Annotated in this window: 19 protein-coding genes and 2 pseudogenes; 9 read left to right on the top strand and 12 right to left on the bottom strand. The window is 64.7% G+C overall.

Annotated elements, in window-relative coordinates; translation table 11 throughout:
- Together NA5_RS23870 and NA5_RS23865 are read left to right on the top strand one after the other, a co-directional pair.
- Positions 1-429 (top strand): annotated as a pseudogene (locus NA5_RS23870) (RNA polymerase subunit sigma-24); the annotation flags it as partial.
- A 160-nt stretch (positions 430-589) separates the two neighbouring features.
- Positions 590-2,050: a short-chain fatty acid transporter gene (locus NA5_RS23865; RefSeq protein ID WP_174555265.1), complete on the top strand. Its 1,461-nt coding sequence runs from the start codon at positions 590-592 to the stop codon at positions 2,048-2,050.
- On the opposite strand, the gene NA5_RS23860 is transcribed toward NA5_RS23865, so the two are convergent.
- From NA5_RS23860 to NA5_RS23835, 6 genes are all read right to left on the bottom strand, one after another.
- A complete protein-coding gene (locus NA5_RS23860) occupies positions 1,944-3,326 on the bottom strand; it encodes an MFS transporter (RefSeq protein WP_084484375.1) in 1,383 nt (460 codons plus the stop codon). The genes NA5_RS23865 and NA5_RS23860 overlap by 107 nt on opposite strands.
- Complete coding sequence (locus tag NA5_RS23855) at positions 3,323-4,453, bottom strand: PLP-dependent cysteine synthase family protein (protein WP_084484374.1); 1,131 nt, start codon at positions 4,451-4,453, stop codon at positions 3,323-3,325. Before NA5_RS23855 ends, NA5_RS23860 begins: the two co-directional genes overlap by 4 nt.
- A 100-nt stretch (positions 4,454-4,553) precedes the next feature.
- Entirely contained in the window at positions 4,554-5,093 is a 540-nt protein-coding gene (lpqS, locus tag NA5_RS23850) for a putative copper homeostasis (lipo)protein LpqS (RefSeq protein ID WP_157110593.1), read from the bottom strand.
- 159 nt (positions 5,094-5,252) lie between these two features.
- Positions 5,253-5,453, bottom strand: a complete 201-nt coding sequence (locus NA5_RS23845; RefSeq protein WP_062989761.1) for a DUF6186 family protein — start codon at positions 5,451-5,453, stop codon at positions 5,253-5,255.
- Positions 5,450-5,863: a hypothetical protein gene (locus NA5_RS23840; RefSeq protein ID WP_157110592.1), complete on the bottom strand. Its 414-nt coding sequence runs from the start codon at positions 5,861-5,863 to the stop codon at positions 5,450-5,452. The genes NA5_RS23845 and NA5_RS23840 overlap by 4 nt, the downstream gene beginning before the upstream one ends.
- Before the next feature lie 190 nt (positions 5,864-6,053).
- Positions 6,054-6,749 carry a MerR family transcriptional regulator gene (locus tag NA5_RS23835; protein ID WP_062989757.1) on the bottom strand — a complete coding sequence of 232 codons (696 nt, stop codon included), beginning with the start codon at positions 6,747-6,749 and terminating at the stop codon, positions 6,054-6,056.
- Between the two features lie 113 nt (positions 6,750-6,862).
- Between NA5_RS23835 and NA5_RS23830 the strand changes: the two genes are divergently transcribed.
- The 3 genes from NA5_RS23830 to NA5_RS23820 all read left to right on the top strand — a co-directional run bounded on the left by NA5_RS23830 (position 6,863) and on the right by NA5_RS23820 (position 9,449).
- The gene (locus NA5_RS23830) at positions 6,863-8,068 is read left to right on the top strand and encodes an erythromycin esterase family protein (protein ID WP_062989765.1); all 1,206 of its coding nucleotides are present in this window, start codon (positions 6,863-6,865) and stop codon (positions 8,066-8,068) included.
- A gap of 102 nt (positions 8,069-8,170) precedes the next feature.
- On the top strand, positions 8,171-8,458 hold the full coding sequence (locus tag NA5_RS23825) for a putative quinol monooxygenase (protein WP_062989755.1): 288 nt from the start codon (positions 8,171-8,173) through the stop codon (positions 8,456-8,458).
- Between the two features lie 319 nt (positions 8,459-8,777).
- Positions 8,778-9,449, top strand: coding sequence for an MspA family porin (locus tag NA5_RS23820; RefSeq protein WP_062989753.1), 672 nt, complete (start codon positions 8,778-8,780; stop codon positions 9,447-9,449).
- Positions 9,450-10,300: 851 nt separating this feature from the next.
- On the opposite strand, the gene NA5_RS23810 is transcribed toward NA5_RS23820, so the two are convergent.
- Positions 10,301-10,912, bottom strand: coding sequence for a TetR/AcrR family transcriptional regulator (locus NA5_RS23810; protein WP_062989750.1), 612 nt, complete (start codon positions 10,910-10,912; stop codon positions 10,301-10,303).
- 132 nt (positions 10,913-11,044) lie between these two features.
- On the opposite strand from NA5_RS23810, the gene NA5_RS23805 reads away from it, so the two are divergent.
- Complete coding sequence (locus NA5_RS23805; protein ID WP_062989748.1) at positions 11,045-12,805, top strand: FAD-dependent monooxygenase; 1,761 nt, start codon at positions 11,045-11,047, stop codon at positions 12,803-12,805.
- Positions 12,806-12,882: 77 nt separating this feature from the next.
- Here the strand turns inward: NA5_RS23805 and NA5_RS23800 are convergent, their stop codons facing one another.
- Both NA5_RS23800 and NA5_RS43260 read right to left on the bottom strand, forming a co-directional pair.
- Entirely contained in the window at positions 12,883-13,317 is a 435-nt protein-coding gene (locus tag NA5_RS23800; protein ID WP_062989746.1) for a hypothetical protein, read from the bottom strand.
- A 58-nt stretch (positions 13,318-13,375) separates the two neighbouring features.
- A pseudogene (locus NA5_RS43260) lies at positions 13,376-13,471 on the bottom strand (DNA topoisomerase IB-related protein); the annotation flags it as partial.
- Between the two features lie 228 nt (positions 13,472-13,699).
- On the opposite strand from NA5_RS43260, the gene NA5_RS41375 reads away from it, so the two are divergent.
- Positions 13,700-14,032, top strand: coding sequence for a hypothetical protein (locus NA5_RS41375; RefSeq protein ID WP_169811352.1), 333 nt, complete (start codon positions 13,700-13,702; stop codon positions 14,030-14,032).
- A 115-nt stretch (positions 14,033-14,147) separates the two neighbouring features.
- Entirely contained in the window at positions 14,148-15,257 is a 1,110-nt protein-coding gene (locus NA5_RS23790) for a carboxylate-amine ligase (RefSeq protein ID WP_084484376.1), read from the top strand.
- Between the two features lie 12 nt (positions 15,258-15,269).
- Here the strand turns inward: NA5_RS23790 and NA5_RS23785 are convergent, their stop codons facing one another.
- The 3 genes from NA5_RS23785 to NA5_RS23775 all read right to left on the bottom strand — a co-directional run bounded on the left by NA5_RS23785 (position 15,270) and on the right by NA5_RS23775 (position 16,834).
- Positions 15,270-15,770 carry a hemerythrin domain-containing protein gene (locus NA5_RS23785; protein WP_062989740.1) on the bottom strand — a complete coding sequence of 167 codons (501 nt, stop codon included), beginning with the start codon at positions 15,768-15,770 and terminating at the stop codon, positions 15,270-15,272.
- A 152-nt stretch (positions 15,771-15,922) separates the two neighbouring features.
- On the bottom strand, positions 15,923-16,300 hold the full coding sequence (locus NA5_RS23780) for a phage tail protein (protein ID WP_062989738.1): 378 nt from the start codon (positions 16,298-16,300) through the stop codon (positions 15,923-15,925).
- A gap of 126 nt (positions 16,301-16,426) precedes the next feature.
- Positions 16,427-16,834: a PaaI family thioesterase gene (locus NA5_RS23775; RefSeq protein WP_062989736.1), complete on the bottom strand. Its 408-nt coding sequence runs from the start codon at positions 16,832-16,834 to the stop codon at positions 16,427-16,429.
- Positions 16,835-16,898: 64 nt separating this feature from the next.
- Here NA5_RS23775 and NA5_RS23770 point away from each other — a divergent pair.
- A partial coding sequence (locus NA5_RS23770; protein WP_157110590.1) for a TetR/AcrR family transcriptional regulator occupies positions 16,899-17,495 on the top strand: 597 nt, incomplete at its 3' end.

Here is a 17,495-nt window from a genome sequence, read left to right as displayed (position 1 = left end):
ATCCGCCGCGGACGGGCCGCCCTGGCCCGCGCTGAGCAGGTCGGCCGCGGCCTCGGGGCCTATGGCTTGCAGGCGGCGATCGCCGAATGTCATGCCATCGCCTCCTCGGTCGAGACGACGAACTGGGAGCGCATCGTGCTCATTTACGAGGCGCTCGGCAGACTGGCACCGTCGGCGGTGGTCGACCTCAATCGGGCGGTGGCCGTCTCCATGGCGCAGGGACCGGCCGCGGCGCTGCCGATCGTGGACGAGTTGGCGGCGGTTGGAGCGCTGTCGAATTCGCATCTGCTGCCGAGCGTTCGCGGTGAGCTGCTCACCCGCCTGGGCCGCACCGATGAGGCGCGCACCGAACTCGAGCGCGCGGCGAAGCTGTGCGGCAACGAACGCGAGCGGACGGTGCTGCGGCGCAAGCTCGCCGAGCTCGGCTGAAGCGCCATAACACCGACGGTTTCTGCATTTTTGCAGACCGTACCTGCGCATTTCTCTCTTGTCTCGACATCAGGGGGCATCGATACTCGCCAAGCGAGCCTTGTGCGGTGCGTCACATGCACCGGGCAGCCTCGTGGAGAGAAAGATGAGGAACGACGAGATGACGTCCACCAGTATCGAAAGCGGCCCCGAAAAGGTCGAAGCAGCCAGTGAGAAGGGTCTTGCGCGGGTTGCGCAGTCGCTCGCGAGGTGGACGGAGAAATGGTTCCCGGACGCCTACGTGGTCGCACTGGCAGGCGTATTCATCGTGGCCGTCGCCGCATTGGCCAACGGTTCCTCGCCGCGAACAGTCGCGAACGCGTTCGGCGACGGCTTCTGGGATCTGACCGCTTTCACCCTCCAGATGGCGATGGTGGTGCTCACCGGATACGTCATCGCCACCTCACCGCCGGTCGCCCGGTTGATCGACCGACTGGCCACCTTGCCGCAAACAGCTAGCAGCGCAGTCAGTTTCGTCGCATTCCTCTCGATGTCGATATCGTTTCTGAACTGGGGACTCAGCCTGGTTTTCGGCGGTCTGCTGGCCCGTGCGATCGCCCGGCGGCCCGATCTCCGCGTGGATTATCGCGCGCTGGGCGCGGCGGCGTTCATGGGATTGGGCGCGGTGTGGGCGCTGGGAATATCCTCCTCGGCCGCGCAGCTGCAGGCCACCGCCACCTCGTTGCCTCCGGCCTTGTTGAAAATCACCGGTGTCCTCGACTTCGGGCACACGATCTTCACCTGGCAGTCCCTGCTGATGTGCGCCATCATCATGGCGCTCACGGTGGTGATCGCGCACTTCTCGGCACCGAAGGACGCGGCGATCAAGACCGCACAGGATCTGGACGTCGATCTGGATGACCAGCCCGCGGACGTGGCTCCCCGCACCCGTCCCGGGGAATGGCTCGAGTACAGCCGTATCCTGCCGATCCTGGCCGCGGTGTTGACGGTGGGCTGGTTGATTTCCCAGCTCACCGCCAAACCAGTGCTTACCGTGGTCAGCAGCCTGAATGGTTATCTGCTGGTCTTCCTGATGCTGGGCTTGGTGCTGCACGGGACCCCGCGCAAGTTCCTGCAGGCCATCTCCCTCGCCGTACCGGCCACCGCCGGAATTCTCGTCCAATTCCCGCTGTACGCCGCGATGGCCGCGATCCTCACCAAAGCCAAAGGCAGGGGCGGACTCACCGTCTCCGAACACCTCGCGCATTTCTTCACCAGCCTCGGCGGCGGCGGAAGCTTCGCCGTCGTCATCGCCGTCTATACCGTGATACTCGGCGTCTTCGTCCCGTCCGGCGGCGGAAAATGGCTCGTCGAAGCCCCTTATGTCATGCAGGCATCGACCGATGTGCAGATGAACCTCGGCTGGACGGTACAGATCTACAACGTGGCCGAGGCGCTGCCGAATCTGATCAACCCGTTCTTCATGCTGCCGCTGCTGGCGGTACTCAAATTGCGGGCCCGCGACCTGGTTGGATTCACGTTCCTGCAGTTCCTATTCCACCTGCCGGTGGTCCTGCTTCTGGTGTGGCTGCTCGGAATGACGTTCGACTACGTCCCTCCGATTCTGCCCGCAACCCCCTGACCACTGGCCCGGTGCGAGCCCGCGGTTCTGCTCCGCGGTCTCGCCCTCGAGTGGGAGGATCGGCCTCGCGGTCCAGCCGATGTAGCGCGAACATCGCGACAATCCCGATGAGCGTGAGACCGACCCACACCGCCCAATCCAAGCCTGCCGCGCGGGCGGCACCCACCACAACGCCGGTGGCCAGATTGCCGACCAGGATGCCGACGCCGACCACGGTGTTGTAGAAGCCGTAGTGCGTCGCCACCAGCTTTCCGCCGGACAGCGATACGACCGTGTCCATCTCGAATGGGAACACCGCCGCCGTGCCGACGGCCAGCAGCGCCGCCGCCAGCAACAACACCACGGCCGCACCGACTACACCGAATCGCCCCGGACCCGGTATCAGCGCCAGCGGCACGAACGACACCGCAAGCACCCCCATACCGACGACCAGACTGCGCCCGGTCCCCCACCGGGCACGGAACCACGTGGTAATCCGCAGTTGCCCAGCAACCGCAACGGCACCGGAAACCACGAACATCGCCGAGGTCAGCGCGTCCGAGCGGGCCCCGGCGATGAATTCGGCCTGCAGCGGCAGCGCGAGATAGACCTGGAACGACAGCACATAGGAACCGATCATCGCCACCGCGAACGCGACGAAACGCCGGTTGCCGAATACCGTGCGCCAATCCTGCAGCACGGAGGTTCGCTCCGTGGTCTGCTCGCCGCGCCGGGGCGGCAGCGCGAACAGCTGCGCCACCGTCAACCCGGCGAAGACCACCGCCGCCGCACCGGCCGTGACTCGGAAATCCAGCGCCATCAATGCCAATCCGACCAGCGGACCGGCCAGGATCCCCGCCTGATAGAAGATGTTGAACACCGCGAAGGCCTCGACCCGCCGCTCGCCGGTGTCGGCGGCCAGGTATGCGCGCACCGCCGGATTGAACAGCGCGCCCGCGAAACCCGTTGCCGCCGAGGCGATCAGCAATCCCGGTAATGAGGTCGCGAACACCAACAGAGCGAAACCCGCTGTGCGCAAAAGACATCCAGCCACGATCAGCGGCTTGTAACCCAAGCGATCAGCCAATGTGCCACCGACCAGAAACATGCCCTGCTGCGAAAAATTGCGCACACCGAGCACGAGACCGACCGCCCACGCCGCCAGGCCCAACGGGCCCGCCAGATATCCGGCCAGGTACGGCATCAACATGTAGAAGCCGAGGTTGATGCCGAACTGGTTGACCATGAGCAACCGCGCGGCGAGATCGAAGCCGGCGAACTTCGCGAATATCGTCATGCCGCTGGCCCCTTGTCCCGCACGAGGTTTCGTGGATCGATGACGGTCGCGCAGCGTGTCCATGTGCGAACCACCCGCTCCGCGGGATGGGCGATGGTGTCGGGCTCGATCGGTGGCGTGGCATCCAGCAGGCCGTGCTCGGCGCAGTACGCGTCGTTGTAGACGGTGTCGAAATATCGGTGTGGCCCGTCCGGAAAGACTGCGGCGATGCGGGTACCCGGGTCATGCGTTCGCGCCGCCCATCCCGAAACCAGCGCGACCGCACCGACACTCCACCCGCCGCTGGCATGGTGGGTCGCGGCCAGGGTGCGGCAAGCCCACACCGATTCCGCGGGTGCGACCCAATGCACTTCATCGAATGCGGCGTAGTCGACGTTCGACGGATGGATGCTCGACCCGAGGCCGCGCATCAGTCGCGGACCCGCCGGTTGACCGAAAATGGTGGAGGCCACCGTATCCACGCCGATCAACTTCAGGTCCGGATTGAACGAACGCAGCACCCGAGCCACCCCCGCCGAGTGCCCGCCGGTCCCGACTGCGCAGACGAGCACATCGATCCGGCCGAGTTGCTGTACCAGTTCCAGCGCCAGGGATTCATAGCCGAAGACATTGTCCGGATTGCTGTACTGATCCGGGCACCATGCGTCCGGCTCGCGATCGAGCAGTTCCGCGACCCGTTCCCGGCGGGCTTGCTGCCAGCCTCCGGTCGGATGCGGATCGGATACCAGATCCACCCGCGCACCGTATGCGGCGAGCATTCGCGCGACGATGGGCTCGAGGCCCGGATCGGTCACAACGGTGACCGGGTGGCGATAGACCATTCCGGCCAGCGCCAACCCGAGACCGAGTGTGCCACTGGTGGATTCGATGATGCGCGCCCCCGGCGCCAGCTCACCGCGTTGCTCGGCGCGGCGCACCATGTGCAACGCGGGCCGGTCTTTCATCCCGCCGGGATTGAATCCCTCGAGCTTGGCCCAGAATCCACGATCCGCGGGCGCCAGCGGCGCGCCGACCCACACCACCGGGGTGTTGCCCACCAAGGCTTGTGGATCTCGGGCCGCCATCGGTGCGGTGACCAGAGTCGGCGCGGGTGTCTCGACGCGCTGGTCGAGCACGATCTTGTCCATGACTGTCGCTTCCTGTATCGAATCCGCCCGTGGGCGGGAGGACGTGCGCGGGCAGCGGACACCGGCCGACGACAGCGAACGTCGGCCTGGCGCTGACCGATCAGCGTCGAGCGATACAGAGATGCGTCAGAATGACGCGACCGCGAGCGGCGGGTACGGAGAGCAGCGGCGGGCCGCGCACATTCAGCCCGGCCGGGGTCGCCGCGGCAACGGCAACCAGGGCCGCCACCATTGCCAACGTGAGCAACAGCAGGGTCGGAACCTGCCCAATACCCTTGGGCAGCACAGACTTCAGCACACAATGCCCGGCATGCAGCGAGCAGGCACACATGGGCGGATGAATGGCGGCGTGCAGGTCCGCGGCGAGCGGTATGACCGATTGCGCAGGAGCCTGACTCGCGTGCGCGTGGGAGTGCTCTCCCGCCAGCGCGCAGTCGAACATCGGGGCAACCAGTAGCACCGCGGCGACCAGTGCGAGCGCGGACCCACCGAGCCGCAACCGACCGAGGAAACGCACGAGAGCGCGGTGACGGGGCACGGTATGGCGGCGAGTGGAAGTGAACGACTGTCCCGGTCGAGTACGCAGCGCGATGGCAGAGACGACACCGCTGTTCAGCGGCGACAATCCGTCCCGACGCATCTGTGCGGCTCCTACCCAACGAATCAACTTGACCACGAGCAACTTTGGGACAGCCAGCTTCGACACCGCCGAGGAACCTGATCGACATCCCGTGGAAACAATCTACTGTCTCCGTACGTAGCCAGTTGGATTTATGTGATCAGATACACGGCCCTTCGCCTATCGCGCGAGAAAATGCCAACCGACCCACGCCCACACGAGCACAGCGGCAATCCGCACCACCCGAGTGCGCGTCAGATACGCAATCGTTTCACCCAGGGGCGCGATCAGATCCCGGCGCACATGCGTGACCACGACCAGGCCGAGCGCGACCACCAGCACCAGCCCGAACCCGACGATGACGATCACTCGATCGCTCATCTCGACACCAGCCACCAGCCGACAGCCAGCCACACCAGCCATCCGGCGAACCGCAGCGGCCACTGCTCGAGCGCCGGATCCAGCAGCGTCGACAAAGTCGGGTGCAGATCGCTCGGCCGCAGCCAATCCGGTTGCCGCACAAAGGCATACATCTCCCACGCGGCCCCGATAACCAGCAGCGTCGACCAGACAGCCACTCCGCGCCGCAGCCGGGCGGTGCGTGGAATCTGCACCGACCTCACACGGAATGCCACCACCGACACCACGACCACCGGCAGCAACACCAGTACGGTTGCCGACCAACTGAACGGTCGAGTGGCGGCCCCACCCACCGCCAGCCCAACACCGAGGACCAGCAGCAGCATTCGCCGCCGTGCTGGTCGCGTCGAGTGTGCCGGTTCCCCTGTCACTTGGGCAGAATAAGTCCTCGAGCACCGGATTCTGGGATGTATCGGGACCGCGGCCCGACAACCGGATCGCCGCCCGGGTTCCGTCGAACGTAGTCGAATGGTGGCCGTCCACGGCGAATACGACCGCCGTATCACTACACTCGGCGAGCTGGCGGAGGCGGGTAGCGCAGCAAGGACTCTGGATGCGGTACTAGGTCTGATCGAGCAGGGCGAGGTAAGCGTCGAGTTGGGCCGCGCCGGTGAGCAGGCTGCGGCTGCGCGTGGTGAGCCGGTCCTGCCAGGAGTCGAGGAAGGCGCGCAATGCGTCCGACCCGCCCGCCTCGCGCAGCGATTCGAGGAACTGGGCCACCTGGCGCAACTGATACCCGCCTCGGCGCAGTTGTCGGGCGATCTCGGCATCGCGCACGCAGTCGGGTCCGTATTCGCGGTAGCCGGTGGCTCGGTCGCGTTCGGGGCGCAGGATGCCCTCGGTCTCCCAAGTACGCAGCGTCGCCGGGTGCACCCCGAGTCGGCGGGCGAGTTCACCCACGGTCAGCGCTCGACCGAGGACAGGGGCGGGGGTGGCGGTGGACATGGCGCCGAGGGCGGTGGCGACCTCGGTGCGGGTGTTGCGTTCGGCGAGTAGCTCGACGTGCGCGGCGTCGATGAGCCGGTAGGCGGCCTCTATATCGCCTCGATTGGTCGCCCGCATGATCCCCATTGCCTGCTGGTGTCCGTGGCCGCCGCGCAACGCGAGAAAGGCGCGCAGGGCCTGTGCGTGCAGGGGCGTGTAGCGCCGGTAGCCGGTCTCGCTTCGCTCGGTCGGCGGGAGGATGCCCGCGTCGTCGTAATTGCGGATCGCCTGGGTGGACAATCCATGTTCCCGGGCTAGATCGATGGGGCGCAGCTCGGACCTCCGATTGAGGCTTTTATCTATTGCTTCCAGGTAAGGACCATAGAAGTTTCACTCGATTCTTCAAAGATAGCGTTGAAGGCAGTTCCTTCCGGAGAGGAGTGTTCATGTCTACTGCCGCAGCACTGCGTGGTATCGGCCGACAACTCGACGACGCGGCCAGCCTGGGCCGTGCACTCGACGAGCTGTTCGCCGCGCGCACCGAACCGCCGACCCTGCTCGCCCTCGGCGAGCCGACACACGGGATCGAGGCATTTCCTTTGCTGCGCAACGAAATCCTCGCTCACCTGGTCGAACGGGGGTACCGATCGATCGTGCTCGAGATCGATTTCTTTGCCGCGTCCGTTGTCGACGACTACGTGGACGGAGCCACGGCCGAGCTCGACGAGGTGCTCGCGACCGGGTTCAGCCACGGGTTCGGCGCCGTGCCGGGCAACCGCGAACTCGTCGAATGGCTCCGCACGCACAACGCCACCCGCGCACCGCAGGACCGGATTCGCTTTTACGGCTTCGACGCGCCGGTGGAGTACTCCGCTGCGCCGAGCCCGCGACGCGCACTGTCCTCGGTCATCGACTACCTGCCCGCCGCGCTGCGGCCCGAATCGGTCCGCGACCTCGACGCGCTGCTCGGCCAGGACACGGACTGGACCAACCCGGCGGCCATGTACGACCCGGCAGCATCCATCGGCGCCGCCGAGTACGCCCGTGGCCTGCGCATCCTCGCCGACGACCTCGCCAGCGCACTCCACCGTGCGGCACCCGACCTGCACGCCGCCGACCCGACCGGCTATGCCCACGCCGTCGCGCACGCGCGCACCGCCCAAGGCCTGCTGCGCTATCACGCGGCCATGGCCACCCCGGCACCCGACCGCATCGCGACCTTGCTCAGCGTGCGCGCCGAGATGATGGCCGAGAACCTGCTCGCGATCGTCGCGCAGGAGCAGCGTCGCGGGCCGAGCCTGGTATTCGCGCACAACAGCCACCTGCAACACACCCAGCGCGGCAACCACGAAGTGAGTTGGAGTAACGCTGGAGCACTCGTCGGACTCACCCTGGGCGAGCGCTACGCGTTTCTCGCAACCGACGCCAACCCCGACAGCGATCCGGCCACCCTCCAGGGCATGCTCTCCGAGGCGACCATCCGCCGTGCCTTGTTCCCGACATCGGCGCTGCGTGCCGCGCTCCCCGCATCGATCGGCACGGGCGAACCGATTGTGCCCGGCCATATCCCGCTCAGCCCGGCAGTGCTGGACGCCGCCGACGCGGTCATCTTCATCGCCGACACCGACGGAAAACGGCATCAGTACTGGTAGCCGATACCGGCCTTACTTCGAACGCCGCCACACAGCCGCGTTCCGGTACCCGATGGATATGTAACCATTCATTCCATCGTCCGTTCATCCCTGAGGAGAACCATGCTCGCAGTAACCGCCGATGTGACCGTCAAGGACGGGGCAGGCCCCGAGTTCGAATCCGTCGTCGCCGACCTCGTCACCCAGGTCCGGGCCAACGAACCCGGCAATCACGCCTACCAGCTGACCCGCTCCCAGGCCGATCCCAACAATTATCGATTCTTCGAAATCTATTCCGACAAGGAAGCTTTGGACGCGCACAGCCGCTCCGACCACTTCCGCGCCGCAGGTAAGCTCATGGCGCCACTTCTGGCCGCGCCCCCGAAGCTCGAGTTCTTCGACACCCTCTGACACCTACCCTCTGCGGACCGCACCGTCCGCAGAGGGTAATCCAGCTCGCCACGCACATGCGTCCTTGTGTCGCTGCACAATCTGAGCGCTCCCCGACGACACATCAACCACCACAACGGCATGGCGAATGCGGACATGCCGGATGAGTAACGCGGCGCATGAGATCAGTTGTCTCGTAGATACGGTAGGGTCTGCCGGAAGGTTCGAGTGCTGGTCCCGTATCGAACCTTCTGTGCGGGTAGACACTTCGAGTCCCGGTGTCGAGAGCAATCCATTTTTACGGAACAGTCTGTGTCGGTAATTAGTCGACTGGAGTGCTATGACCAGGAAATATCTGAGGAGTTTTGCAACGCTCACGGCGATCGTCGGTGCAGCGACCTGCATTGCCAACGCACCCGCCGACGCGGAACCCGGTGAGGTCGATGGCGGCGGCATGCACGTCGTCGCATCGGTGGATGTGAGCAATTCTGTCCCGGCCGGAGCCAATACCGTAACGGGAATCCCGTTCGTGCACGCGGCCAAGGTGTCCGGAAATTATTCGGTGTCTGTCGACGGCGCTTCATCCGTTCGCAGCGGGGAAATTGCGATCGGATATCTGGTCGGTTGCGCCGTGGATGTCTCCGAAGGCGTAACCATCGGGATTGCGCCGAGCGTCGGCGTCAGCGCGGGTATCGCACCATCGCTCGCGTTGACCCTTGGTGAGTCGCCCAGCGTGACCGTCGCAATTTCACCGAATGTCGGCGTCAATGCCGGTCTCGCCGGAGCGATCTCGATAACCCTCGTACCAGGGAACGTCACGGCGGTGGTTATCGGTGCAGCCAGCCTGGATCAGGACGCAACATTCCCCTATACATTCAGCCACACCAACACGCCGCTGAACATCAGCGGATGCATGTCGCCCGCATCGGCGATGCCATTCGTCACCGTGCGCGCCGACAATACCAGCGGAACCGCCCAGACAACCGGCTACGGAACAGAATTCGCGTTCTAGGGGTAGTCCCGTACGTAGCCCCCGAGGGAGGGAATCGAAAGGGCGCCGCCGAGGTCGGCCTGCGCAGGCTGGATAATCGTTCCCAAAGGTGAGCGGCCCGCCATGGCGGGCCGCTCATCGTATTCAGGACCGCCGGAGTCGGTGCGGCTCACCGATCTCGATCGGACGTTCGCCAGCACTGGCCCTCCCCATCGCGCACGCAGGCGTCGTCGCCGGAACGCGGCAAGGAGATTCGCGGAGCTGTTCCCACGCCCCTTACCGGAATCGAATCACCGCGTCGACTGGCCGGGCGTGCTCTCGTCGGGCGGAGGCTGCTCTGGCTGGGTCTGCTCTGGGTAAGGGCGCTCTGGGTGCGGCTGCTCGAGCTCAGGCTCATCGGGCGAAGGCACGTGCGGTGGAGGCGGCGCGGGCACTGCGTAGCCGGACTGAAGGTAGTCGGACGTCACCGTGGCCGACGTAGCGCCGGCGTTCGCGATCGCAGTTCCCCCGAGCACGAGCGCCAGTGGCACCGCTCCCGCCACGACAATCGAAATCATCTTCTGTCGACGCGGGTCAGAAACCCTGTGTTTGCTTGTGCCCATAGATATATCCCTTACTTCGAAAAGAGATTTTGGACTCGATATTTCTGTCCGACAGCCATTATCGAAGACTGCGGCGTATCTCCGAGCATATGTGACGGTTTGCCGCATGTCTATGGCGCCTACGAAGGTTCAATACCGTCCGTTGCCGTCTGCAAATATCGATTTCGGTTTCAGAATTCTCGAGGTGGCCGAGTAGCCGTGTCGAGGCTCGTTACGGGATCCTGATGAATTCAGTCGACGCTGCCCGCACGATGGCGAAGCAGCCGACGCTCAGAAGTTGAAGGTGACGTTCGGCAAGGGGCTGGTCGCTATCTGCCGGGCCTCGTCCCTCGGCACCCCCAAGGCGCACAAAAGTAGTTCGGCCGCACCGGTTCCGGCTTCGCGCCACCCCTGGTGCCCCTCGAGCACCGTCCACATCGCGCTGATCGTGGTGCCCAGGAGCATCGACGCGATACTGACTTCCGTTCCGGGCGTGATGACGTAACGACCGGCGGCGACTCCGGCCGCAACATCCTGCATCGGCGGTCCGGTCATGATCTCGCGCAACGACTCGTCGGTCAGCCCGTATCGGACGATGAAACGGCCGATCGCCGGGTTCTCCTGGGCGAGACGCACCAGTATGCGCGTACCCACGGCCAGCCGCAGCGGCGGGTCGAGGTCGCCGTGCGCGTCCATGGCACGCACGTTCGTGTCGTGGAGTTCAAATGCGAGTTGCGCACGGACCTGGGCGAATAGCCCCTCCATCGACTCGACATTGCGGTACAGCGTGCCCCGAGCGATGCCAGCCTCCGCGGCCAGCTCACTGATGGTCACGTCGACGCTGCCCCGCTCCGCGAACAGCTTCATCGCGGCGGTGGCAATCCGACGTTGCATCGCGTTCATAGCGCTCCTCCTGAGTTCGCTCAAACACTACGCAGATGTCATTCATGGATCAAACCGGCGCCAAATAACACACTGTTGACACTGAATGAACACTGCTGTTCAATTCTCGACATCAGAAGGAAGGGCAACAAGATGAACAGCTCGCCCAGCGCGCTCACCACTCCGGCCGAGACGACGCCGGTGCTCGTGGTCGGTGCGGGTCCGGTCGGATTGACGCTGGCTTTGGAGCTGGACTACCACGGCGTGGATTGCGTTGTGGTGGAACGGAATTCCACCACCACACAGCACCCGAAGATGGACATCACGAACTGCCGCAGCATGGAGCTGTATCGCCGCCTGGGCGTCGCCGATGATCTACGCAAGGTGGCGATCCCCGCTGACCACCGGATCACGGTGACGTGGGCGACCAACGCGGTGGGCTGGGAGCTGGCTTCCTTCGAATACCCCAGCGCCGCAGAGGCTTACGAGCACATTCACCGGCACGGCGACGGAACCCAGCCGCTGGAACCCGCGATGCGCGTGTCCCAGGTGATTCTCGAACCAACGCTTCGGGATCTGCTCCGAGAGCGGTCGCGCCATGCTCGAGTCCACTACGGCTGGGCGCTGGACAGCTTCATCGAGGGCGTCGACGGCGTCACCGCCGAACTGGTGTGCACAGCGACCGGAGAACACCGCACCGTCCGCGCCAGATACCTCGTCGGCTGCGACGGCGCGGGCAGCCGCACTCGACAGCAACTCGGGATCGGCAACCACGAAATCGATTTGCGCACAATGATCATCAAGGAGCTCGGCGTGCCACGTGTGGTCAAAGGACTCGCGCAGGCACTCCTGACCACCGGCGCGCGTCCTGCCGACGGGCGCTTCTATCTGGTGCACTTCACCACCGCCGACAAAGATGTCTTCCGACGTTTCGGCACGGTGTGGCATCTGCAGTCACCCGAGGGGTGGACCATCATCTCCCAGAACGACGCGGACACCTTCACCCTGCACGCACCGTTGAGCATCGGCACCGATGCCGAGGCCATCGACCCGCGCGAGTTCGTCTTCGAGCGCATCGGACGCCGGTTCGACATTCAGGTGCTGGTCGCCAATGCCTGGACACCCCGACTCACCGTCGCCGACTCATTCGGCCGCGATCGGGTATGGCTGGCCGGTGACGCCGTACATCAGGTGACGCCGACCGGTGGCTACGGCATGAACACCGGAGTGGGCGATGCCGTCGGGCTCGGCTGGATGCTGGCCGCCCAGCTCCAAGGCTGGGGCGGGCCGGGCCTACTGGCGGCCTACGAACAGGAACGGCGATCGGTCGCTCTGCGCAATCGCAAGGCCGCGGCCCGCCACGCCACCGTCCGGGCGGCGATCATGGCGGTATCGCGAACCACAATGCACAGCGAGCGCTGGCTGGGCGACCGAACCCGGCGACGGCTCGGCCGAGAAATCAGCGATCTGGGGAATCTGGAGAACGAGGCCCTCGGCATCGAGCTCGGTTATCGGTACGACCACTCGCCCGTCGTGTGCGTCGAACCCGAATCCCAAGCACCGCAACAGCGAATGGACGCCTATATTCCGAGCACCTGGCCCGGAGCCCGCCCTCCGAGCGTCCGGCTCGCGGACGGCCGAGCGCTCTTCGACCTCATCGGCCCCGGCTTCACCCTGCTCCGATTCGCCGATCGTGACGTCGACGCACTCACCGCCGCCGCCACCCAGCGAGGCGTGCCACTCGAGGTCGTCGACATCCGCGATGACCACGCCCGCTCGCTATACGAACGCGACCTGGTGCTGCTCCGACCCGATCAGCACGTCGCGTGGCGAGGCGACACGGCGCCGTCCAGCGCACTGCACACAATCGATCGCATCCGCGGCGCCCAAATCCACGAAAGGGCCGTCGGGTGAAATTCCATGGATTTCGTTGACAGGCATTTACGCGAAGCCGGGGGGCTTGGCAGACAAGGACTTCGAATCGGCCGTCGTCACCGTGCCACGCGGTGCAGCAATCGGATCACCGCGCGTTCCACCACCATCTGACGTCCGTCCTCGGAAACCGAGCGGGCGGCACGGGCCAACGCCTTGGAAATCGTGACACCACCGGCGAACGACTCGATCACGCGGGGATCGATATAGGAAGCGCGGGCCACGGCAGGAGTATTGCCCAGCGCGGCAGCCACTTCGGCCACCACCTCACGTTCGGCACTCTTGCGCGCACGCTGCGAACTCGGTGGATCCACGCGGCCGAATCCGGCGGCGGCAAGCACGGTGGCCTGCCAGGTGCGCAGGTCCTTCGCAGTGCAATCGGTTCCGGTCAGCTCTTTGAATCGGGTATTGACGTCCTCGGCGTGCAGTTCCCGGTACCGGCCGCCGTCGCGGTAAACCAGCAGCCGCTCGGAGTCGGCGCGACTGCGCCGCACCGATCGCCTGGATATGACCGTTCGCGTACGGACAGATCCACACCTTGCGCCACGCGGGCGGAATAACCAGCCCCCGAATGCGCTGCAGCAGTTCGTCATCCGATACACACGCCCCCTCGGTGTCGACGTAGGAGAAGCCACGGCCACGGGTCATTCGACGGACACCGGGGCCGTAGGGCCTACTTCGACGCAACCGCACGAAACCTCCCTACCGAGTGACGAATCAGTGCCCGACTCGGCGATACCCGTTCAATCGGTAGGCAATCAGCGATCGTGGGCATCGTGCCCGGTTGTTGTGTACCGCCTGCCGACGAGCAACGACCCGGCTACGAGCTTGGTCGGTCCAGCACCGGCCTTTGATCATGAGGAGGACAATGATTCGATGGCCACACCGTCGATAGTGAGCCCCGCGGAGCAGTTGGACTGCCTCGTGGACCTCACCTGGCCCGCTGGTCGGGGCGTGTGGTGGAGCGTGTATCACATCGGCAGCGGCGCGCAGGTCGCCTCCGCGCTCGATGAGCTGGCCCGCCGCATCGACATCGACCATTGGACCCGCGTCCTTTCTTCCTTGCAGCGCCCCCTGATCGGCTGCGACCTCACGGTATGCCGAGCGGATGCAACGGTCATCGCTCAAGCCTCGACCGCCGTTTTTGTCGGCACGCTGCCCGCGGTGCTGCACACCCATGCTGCGATCATCCGCGCTCACATGCGCTGACTACCGCCCGATATTCGCGGCGAACCTGCTGCGAGGTCATGGCTGCCAGATGTTTGCCACAATATTTCGCGGGTATGTCGGCGTGGCAGAGGTGTTCGCGACGAAGGTAGATCCGATGCGGCAACGGCGCACAGTGGGATTCGAGGAAGAGTTTCTCCTACTCGACGTCGGTGGCGTGCCGGTCGCGGGGGTGGACGCGGTTCTCGACTGGATGCGCACGAACCTCGGACCCGAGGAATCGAGCAGATTCAAACCGGAGCTGCAGCGAGTTCAGATCGAGTCGGTCAGCCAAGTACACACGGCGATGGAAACCCTGCGTTCGGATTTGCGCGCGGCCCGCGGAAAGCTCGCCACCGCCGGGCACGACTGCAAACTGGTAGTTCTGCCGATCGGCTACGCGCCTATATGCAGCACGCCGCACTGTGGCGGCACCGAAGACAGCCGATACGCCCGGATCCACAACCGATATCGAGAAATGGCGCAAACCTATACCGCCTGCGGTGCGCACGTACATGTCGGCGTCGACGGGGACGACCAAGCCGTCGCCATTGTCAATCATCTGCGGCCATGGTTACCGACCTTGATCGCGGTCGGCGCGAATTCACCGTTCCATGACGGTCACGACTCCGGCTACAGCTCGTGGCGTATCGCCGAATTGTCGCGGTTTCCTGGTTCGGGGTTGCCGCCGTACGCGCGTTCGGCCGACGACTATGAGAATCGAGTGGCGACACTCGTCGAATCCGGCGTCCTCATCGACGGCCACATGTCGTTCTGGCTGGCTCGTCCCTCGGACGTATACCCCACCGTAGAAGTTCGCGCCGCCGACACCGCCGCGACAATCGACGATGCCATCCTGCAGGCGGTACTGACACGCGGGCTGGTACAAACCGCCATCGGCAAACTGGCAGCCGGAATCGAGGGCCCGCATATCGACCAACAGGTCGGGGCGGCCGCGGTATGGTCGGCCGCTCGACATGGTCTCACCGGACCCGCCATCGATACGGTCGAGGAAGTACAGGTGCCCGCTCTGAAAATGCTGGGCGATCTGATCGAGTGGATCGCCGACGAACTCGAAGAAGCCGGTGACATCGCCTTAGCCAAGCGATTACTCACCGCGCTCGAACACCACGGAACCGGTACCGCACGACAGCGAATCGTGGCAAGGCTCGGGATGAAAGAACTCGTCGAATCCTTCCGGCTGACAAACGGCCTGTCCGAGAATTAGAACTACGCGCCGCTACGCGATCACCGCATCGATCGCCTTCTTCATTGCCGAAGGTTGCGCGGGCGATCGCGGTGCCTTCTTCCGCAATTCGATCATCTGTGCACCGATCTCCTGAAGCTGCTTGCGCCCCAACCGGTCTCGCACCTTCGGGAACCAGGTTCCCTCTTCCTCGTCGATATGATGATCGACGCTCTCGATCAGAACGGTGGCTTTGGCGGTGAAACGCTCATCCTCGGGCTTCATTCCTGCCAACTCCATAGCCAGCACATCGGCGACATGGTGCTCTTCATAGGATTCGAGGATGTCCTCTTCCAGGTCGGGTACCAGCTTGCGCACTGTCGGATACATGCACTCGTTTTCGAGATAGGTGTGCACGGTCAACGCTTCGATGATCTTGTCGACCAGCCGTCCCTTTGTGGCGTGCGCATCGTCGCCCGCCTTCTCGAAGTCACGGAACAGTTTCCGAATCTCCTTGTGGTCTTCACGCAACAGGACGATCGCATCAGTAGACACCGCAACTCCTCGGGCTCGAACACTCACGGGATGGACCTATGCCAGGCGTGCCCGCAAAAATAGAACCGAAACCGCCACGGGGCCTCGCTTGACGCGGGAATCCCAGTCGGTGCGGATTTGCCAGTCGTACGCGGCATTCCGGCGAACTGTGCCTACTCGATTCTGATCTCTTCGTAGGCGACGGTGACGCTCTCACTCACCGGCTCCGCATTCTCGGCGTCGAGCGAAGGCTCCGTCCAACCGGTCGGCACGGCGCGCAGCAAGCGAATCCGCCGACCAGGGTTCTCATCGGCGTCCATCACGGTGATGGTGATGTCCTGTCTGGCGTCATCCGCGCCGCCGTCGGCCAACGTACGCTCGATCCAATCGGTGAACGCCTTGCTCCGCTCGGGCCCCCGGGTGATCCGCACTTCCCCCAGCGTGCCCTGCGACGGCGTGCTGATACCCATCACGTCCTGCACCGTTTCCACCCTGAAATCGCCCAGATCGATGGCGAAGACGCGGCTGTCGGCCTTGTCTTGGATATGCATGTCGACCTCCTGAATTCGTAACCGGCGGGTTATCCCTCATGAGGCAATGCCACTCGAGAATACGGTGTGGCTGGTACCCCCGGAGTGCGAATTCGCGCAATCCCGTCCTGGGCCGATCTTTCGGCCTCAGGCGGCCGCGTGCGGAACGCGTGTCTGCACTGTTTGGATCACATGGACGCACAGCTCGCCGGATTCGTCGGTGATTCGCACACCCACCACCACCGCATTGCGGCTGATGCGAATCGGCTCGGCGACCGCATGCGCCGCCGTGCGGACCGGACGCAGGAAATGCGTCGTCGAATCGGCCGTCGCGGGCATCGCCCCCGGGGCGGAATTGAGGACCGCGCAGACCGCGGCAGCCGCATCGGCCAACCCCATCAGCGCACCACCGTGCAGGCCACCCCCTGTTGTCGACAGCTCGACGGTGTGGGCCAAGCGGGCAGCGACCATGGTGGGTGCGAGTTCGGTGAACTCCACTCCGAGGGTGCGTACGAACGGAGCAAGTCGGTAGACGTCTTCGGTGGTGATGGTCATGTCGGCCTCTCATCCTTGTAGAGACTTCACTCTACAGCGAGGTGTGGAGAGTAATCTCTACAGCGTGGTGAGATTCGTACACGACACCGCGGCGATCCTCGACGCTGCCGCGCGACTGCTGGCTACGCAGGGTCCCGCTGCCGTCACGATGTCGGGCGTCATCAGGGAATCCGGCGCACCGAGCGGGTCGGTCTACCACCGCTTCGCCGACCGGCCCTCATTGCTGGCCGCCCTATGGAACAGGTCCGTCGAACACCTGCATCGCGACGCCTACGTCCTGTTCGACGGGGACGATCCGGTCGAGGCCGCCGCCGCGATCGCAGGCCACATCCTGCGGTGGTGCCGCAACAGCCCCCTCGATGCGCAGGTCCTACTCGCCGGTGTCCACCAGTTCGCTCCCCAGAGCTGGCCCGCCACCGCGCGTGCGGAACGCGCCAGCGAAGCAGCCCGGTGGGATGCCGCCATCCGCGAACTCGTCCACTCCTTACGCACCGAAACCGGATTGTCCACGGCCACAATCCTTCTCACCGTCGTCGACCTGCCCTACGCCGCAGTACGGCGATATCTCACAGCCGACCGACCGATACCCACAGAACTCGACATCCAGGTACCAACCATGGTCCGCACGCTACTGAACACCGTGCCGACAAAAGGAGCCGCC

Source organism: Nocardia anaemiae NBRC 100462 (genome assembly GCF_001612725.1).
GTDB lineage: Bacteria > Actinomycetota > Actinomycetes > Mycobacteriales > Mycobacteriaceae > Nocardia > Nocardia anaemiae.
This window is presented reverse-complemented; position numbering and strand designations above follow the sequence as displayed.

What these genes read in the sequence shown, in the direction of transcription:
- NA5_RS23865 (WP_174555265.1), top strand. Translation starts at nt 590, where the DNA reads ATGACGTCCACCAGTATCGAAAGCGGCCCCGAAAAGGTCGAAGCAGCC.
- NA5_RS23860 (WP_084484375.1), bottom strand. Translation starts at nt 3,326, where the DNA reads ATGACGATATTCGCGAAGTTCGCCGGCTTCGATCTCGCCGCGCGGTTG.
- NA5_RS23855 (WP_084484374.1), bottom strand. Translation starts at nt 4,453, where the DNA reads ATGGACAAGATCGTGCTCGACCAGCGCGTCGAGACACCCGCGCCGACT.
- lpqS (WP_157110593.1), bottom strand. Translation starts at nt 5,093, where the DNA reads ATGCGTCGGGACGGATTGTCGCCGCTGAACAGCGGTGTCGTCTCTGCC.
- NA5_RS23845 (WP_062989761.1), bottom strand. Translation starts at nt 5,453, where the DNA reads ATGAGCGATCGAGTGATCGTCATCGTCGGGTTCGGGCTGGTGCTGGTG.
- NA5_RS23830 (WP_062989765.1), top strand. Translation starts at nt 6,863, where the DNA reads ATGTCTACTGCCGCAGCACTGCGTGGTATCGGCCGACAACTCGACGAC.
- NA5_RS23825 (WP_062989755.1), top strand. Translation starts at nt 8,171, where the DNA reads ATGCTCGCAGTAACCGCCGATGTGACCGTCAAGGACGGGGCAGGCCCC.
- NA5_RS23820 (WP_062989753.1), top strand. Translation starts at nt 8,778, where the DNA reads ATGACCAGGAAATATCTGAGGAGTTTTGCAACGCTCACGGCGATCGTC.
- NA5_RS23810 (WP_062989750.1), bottom strand. Translation starts at nt 10,912, where the DNA reads ATGAACGCGATGCAACGTCGGATTGCCACCGCCGCGATGAAGCTGTTC.
- NA5_RS23805 (WP_062989748.1), top strand. Translation starts at nt 11,045, where the DNA reads ATGAACAGCTCGCCCAGCGCGCTCACCACTCCGGCCGAGACGACGCCG.
- NA5_RS41375 (WP_169811352.1), top strand. Translation starts at nt 13,700, where the DNA reads ATGGCCACACCGTCGATAGTGAGCCCCGCGGAGCAGTTGGACTGCCTC.
- NA5_RS23790 (WP_084484376.1), top strand. Translation starts at nt 14,148, where the DNA reads ATGCGGCAACGGCGCACAGTGGGATTCGAGGAAGAGTTTCTCCTACTC.
- NA5_RS23780 (WP_062989738.1), bottom strand. Translation starts at nt 16,300, where the DNA reads ATGCATATCCAAGACAAGGCCGACAGCCGCGTCTTCGCCATCGATCTG.
- NA5_RS23775 (WP_062989736.1), bottom strand. Translation starts at nt 16,834, where the DNA reads ATGACCATCACCACCGAAGACGTCTACCGACTTGCTCCGTTCGTACGC.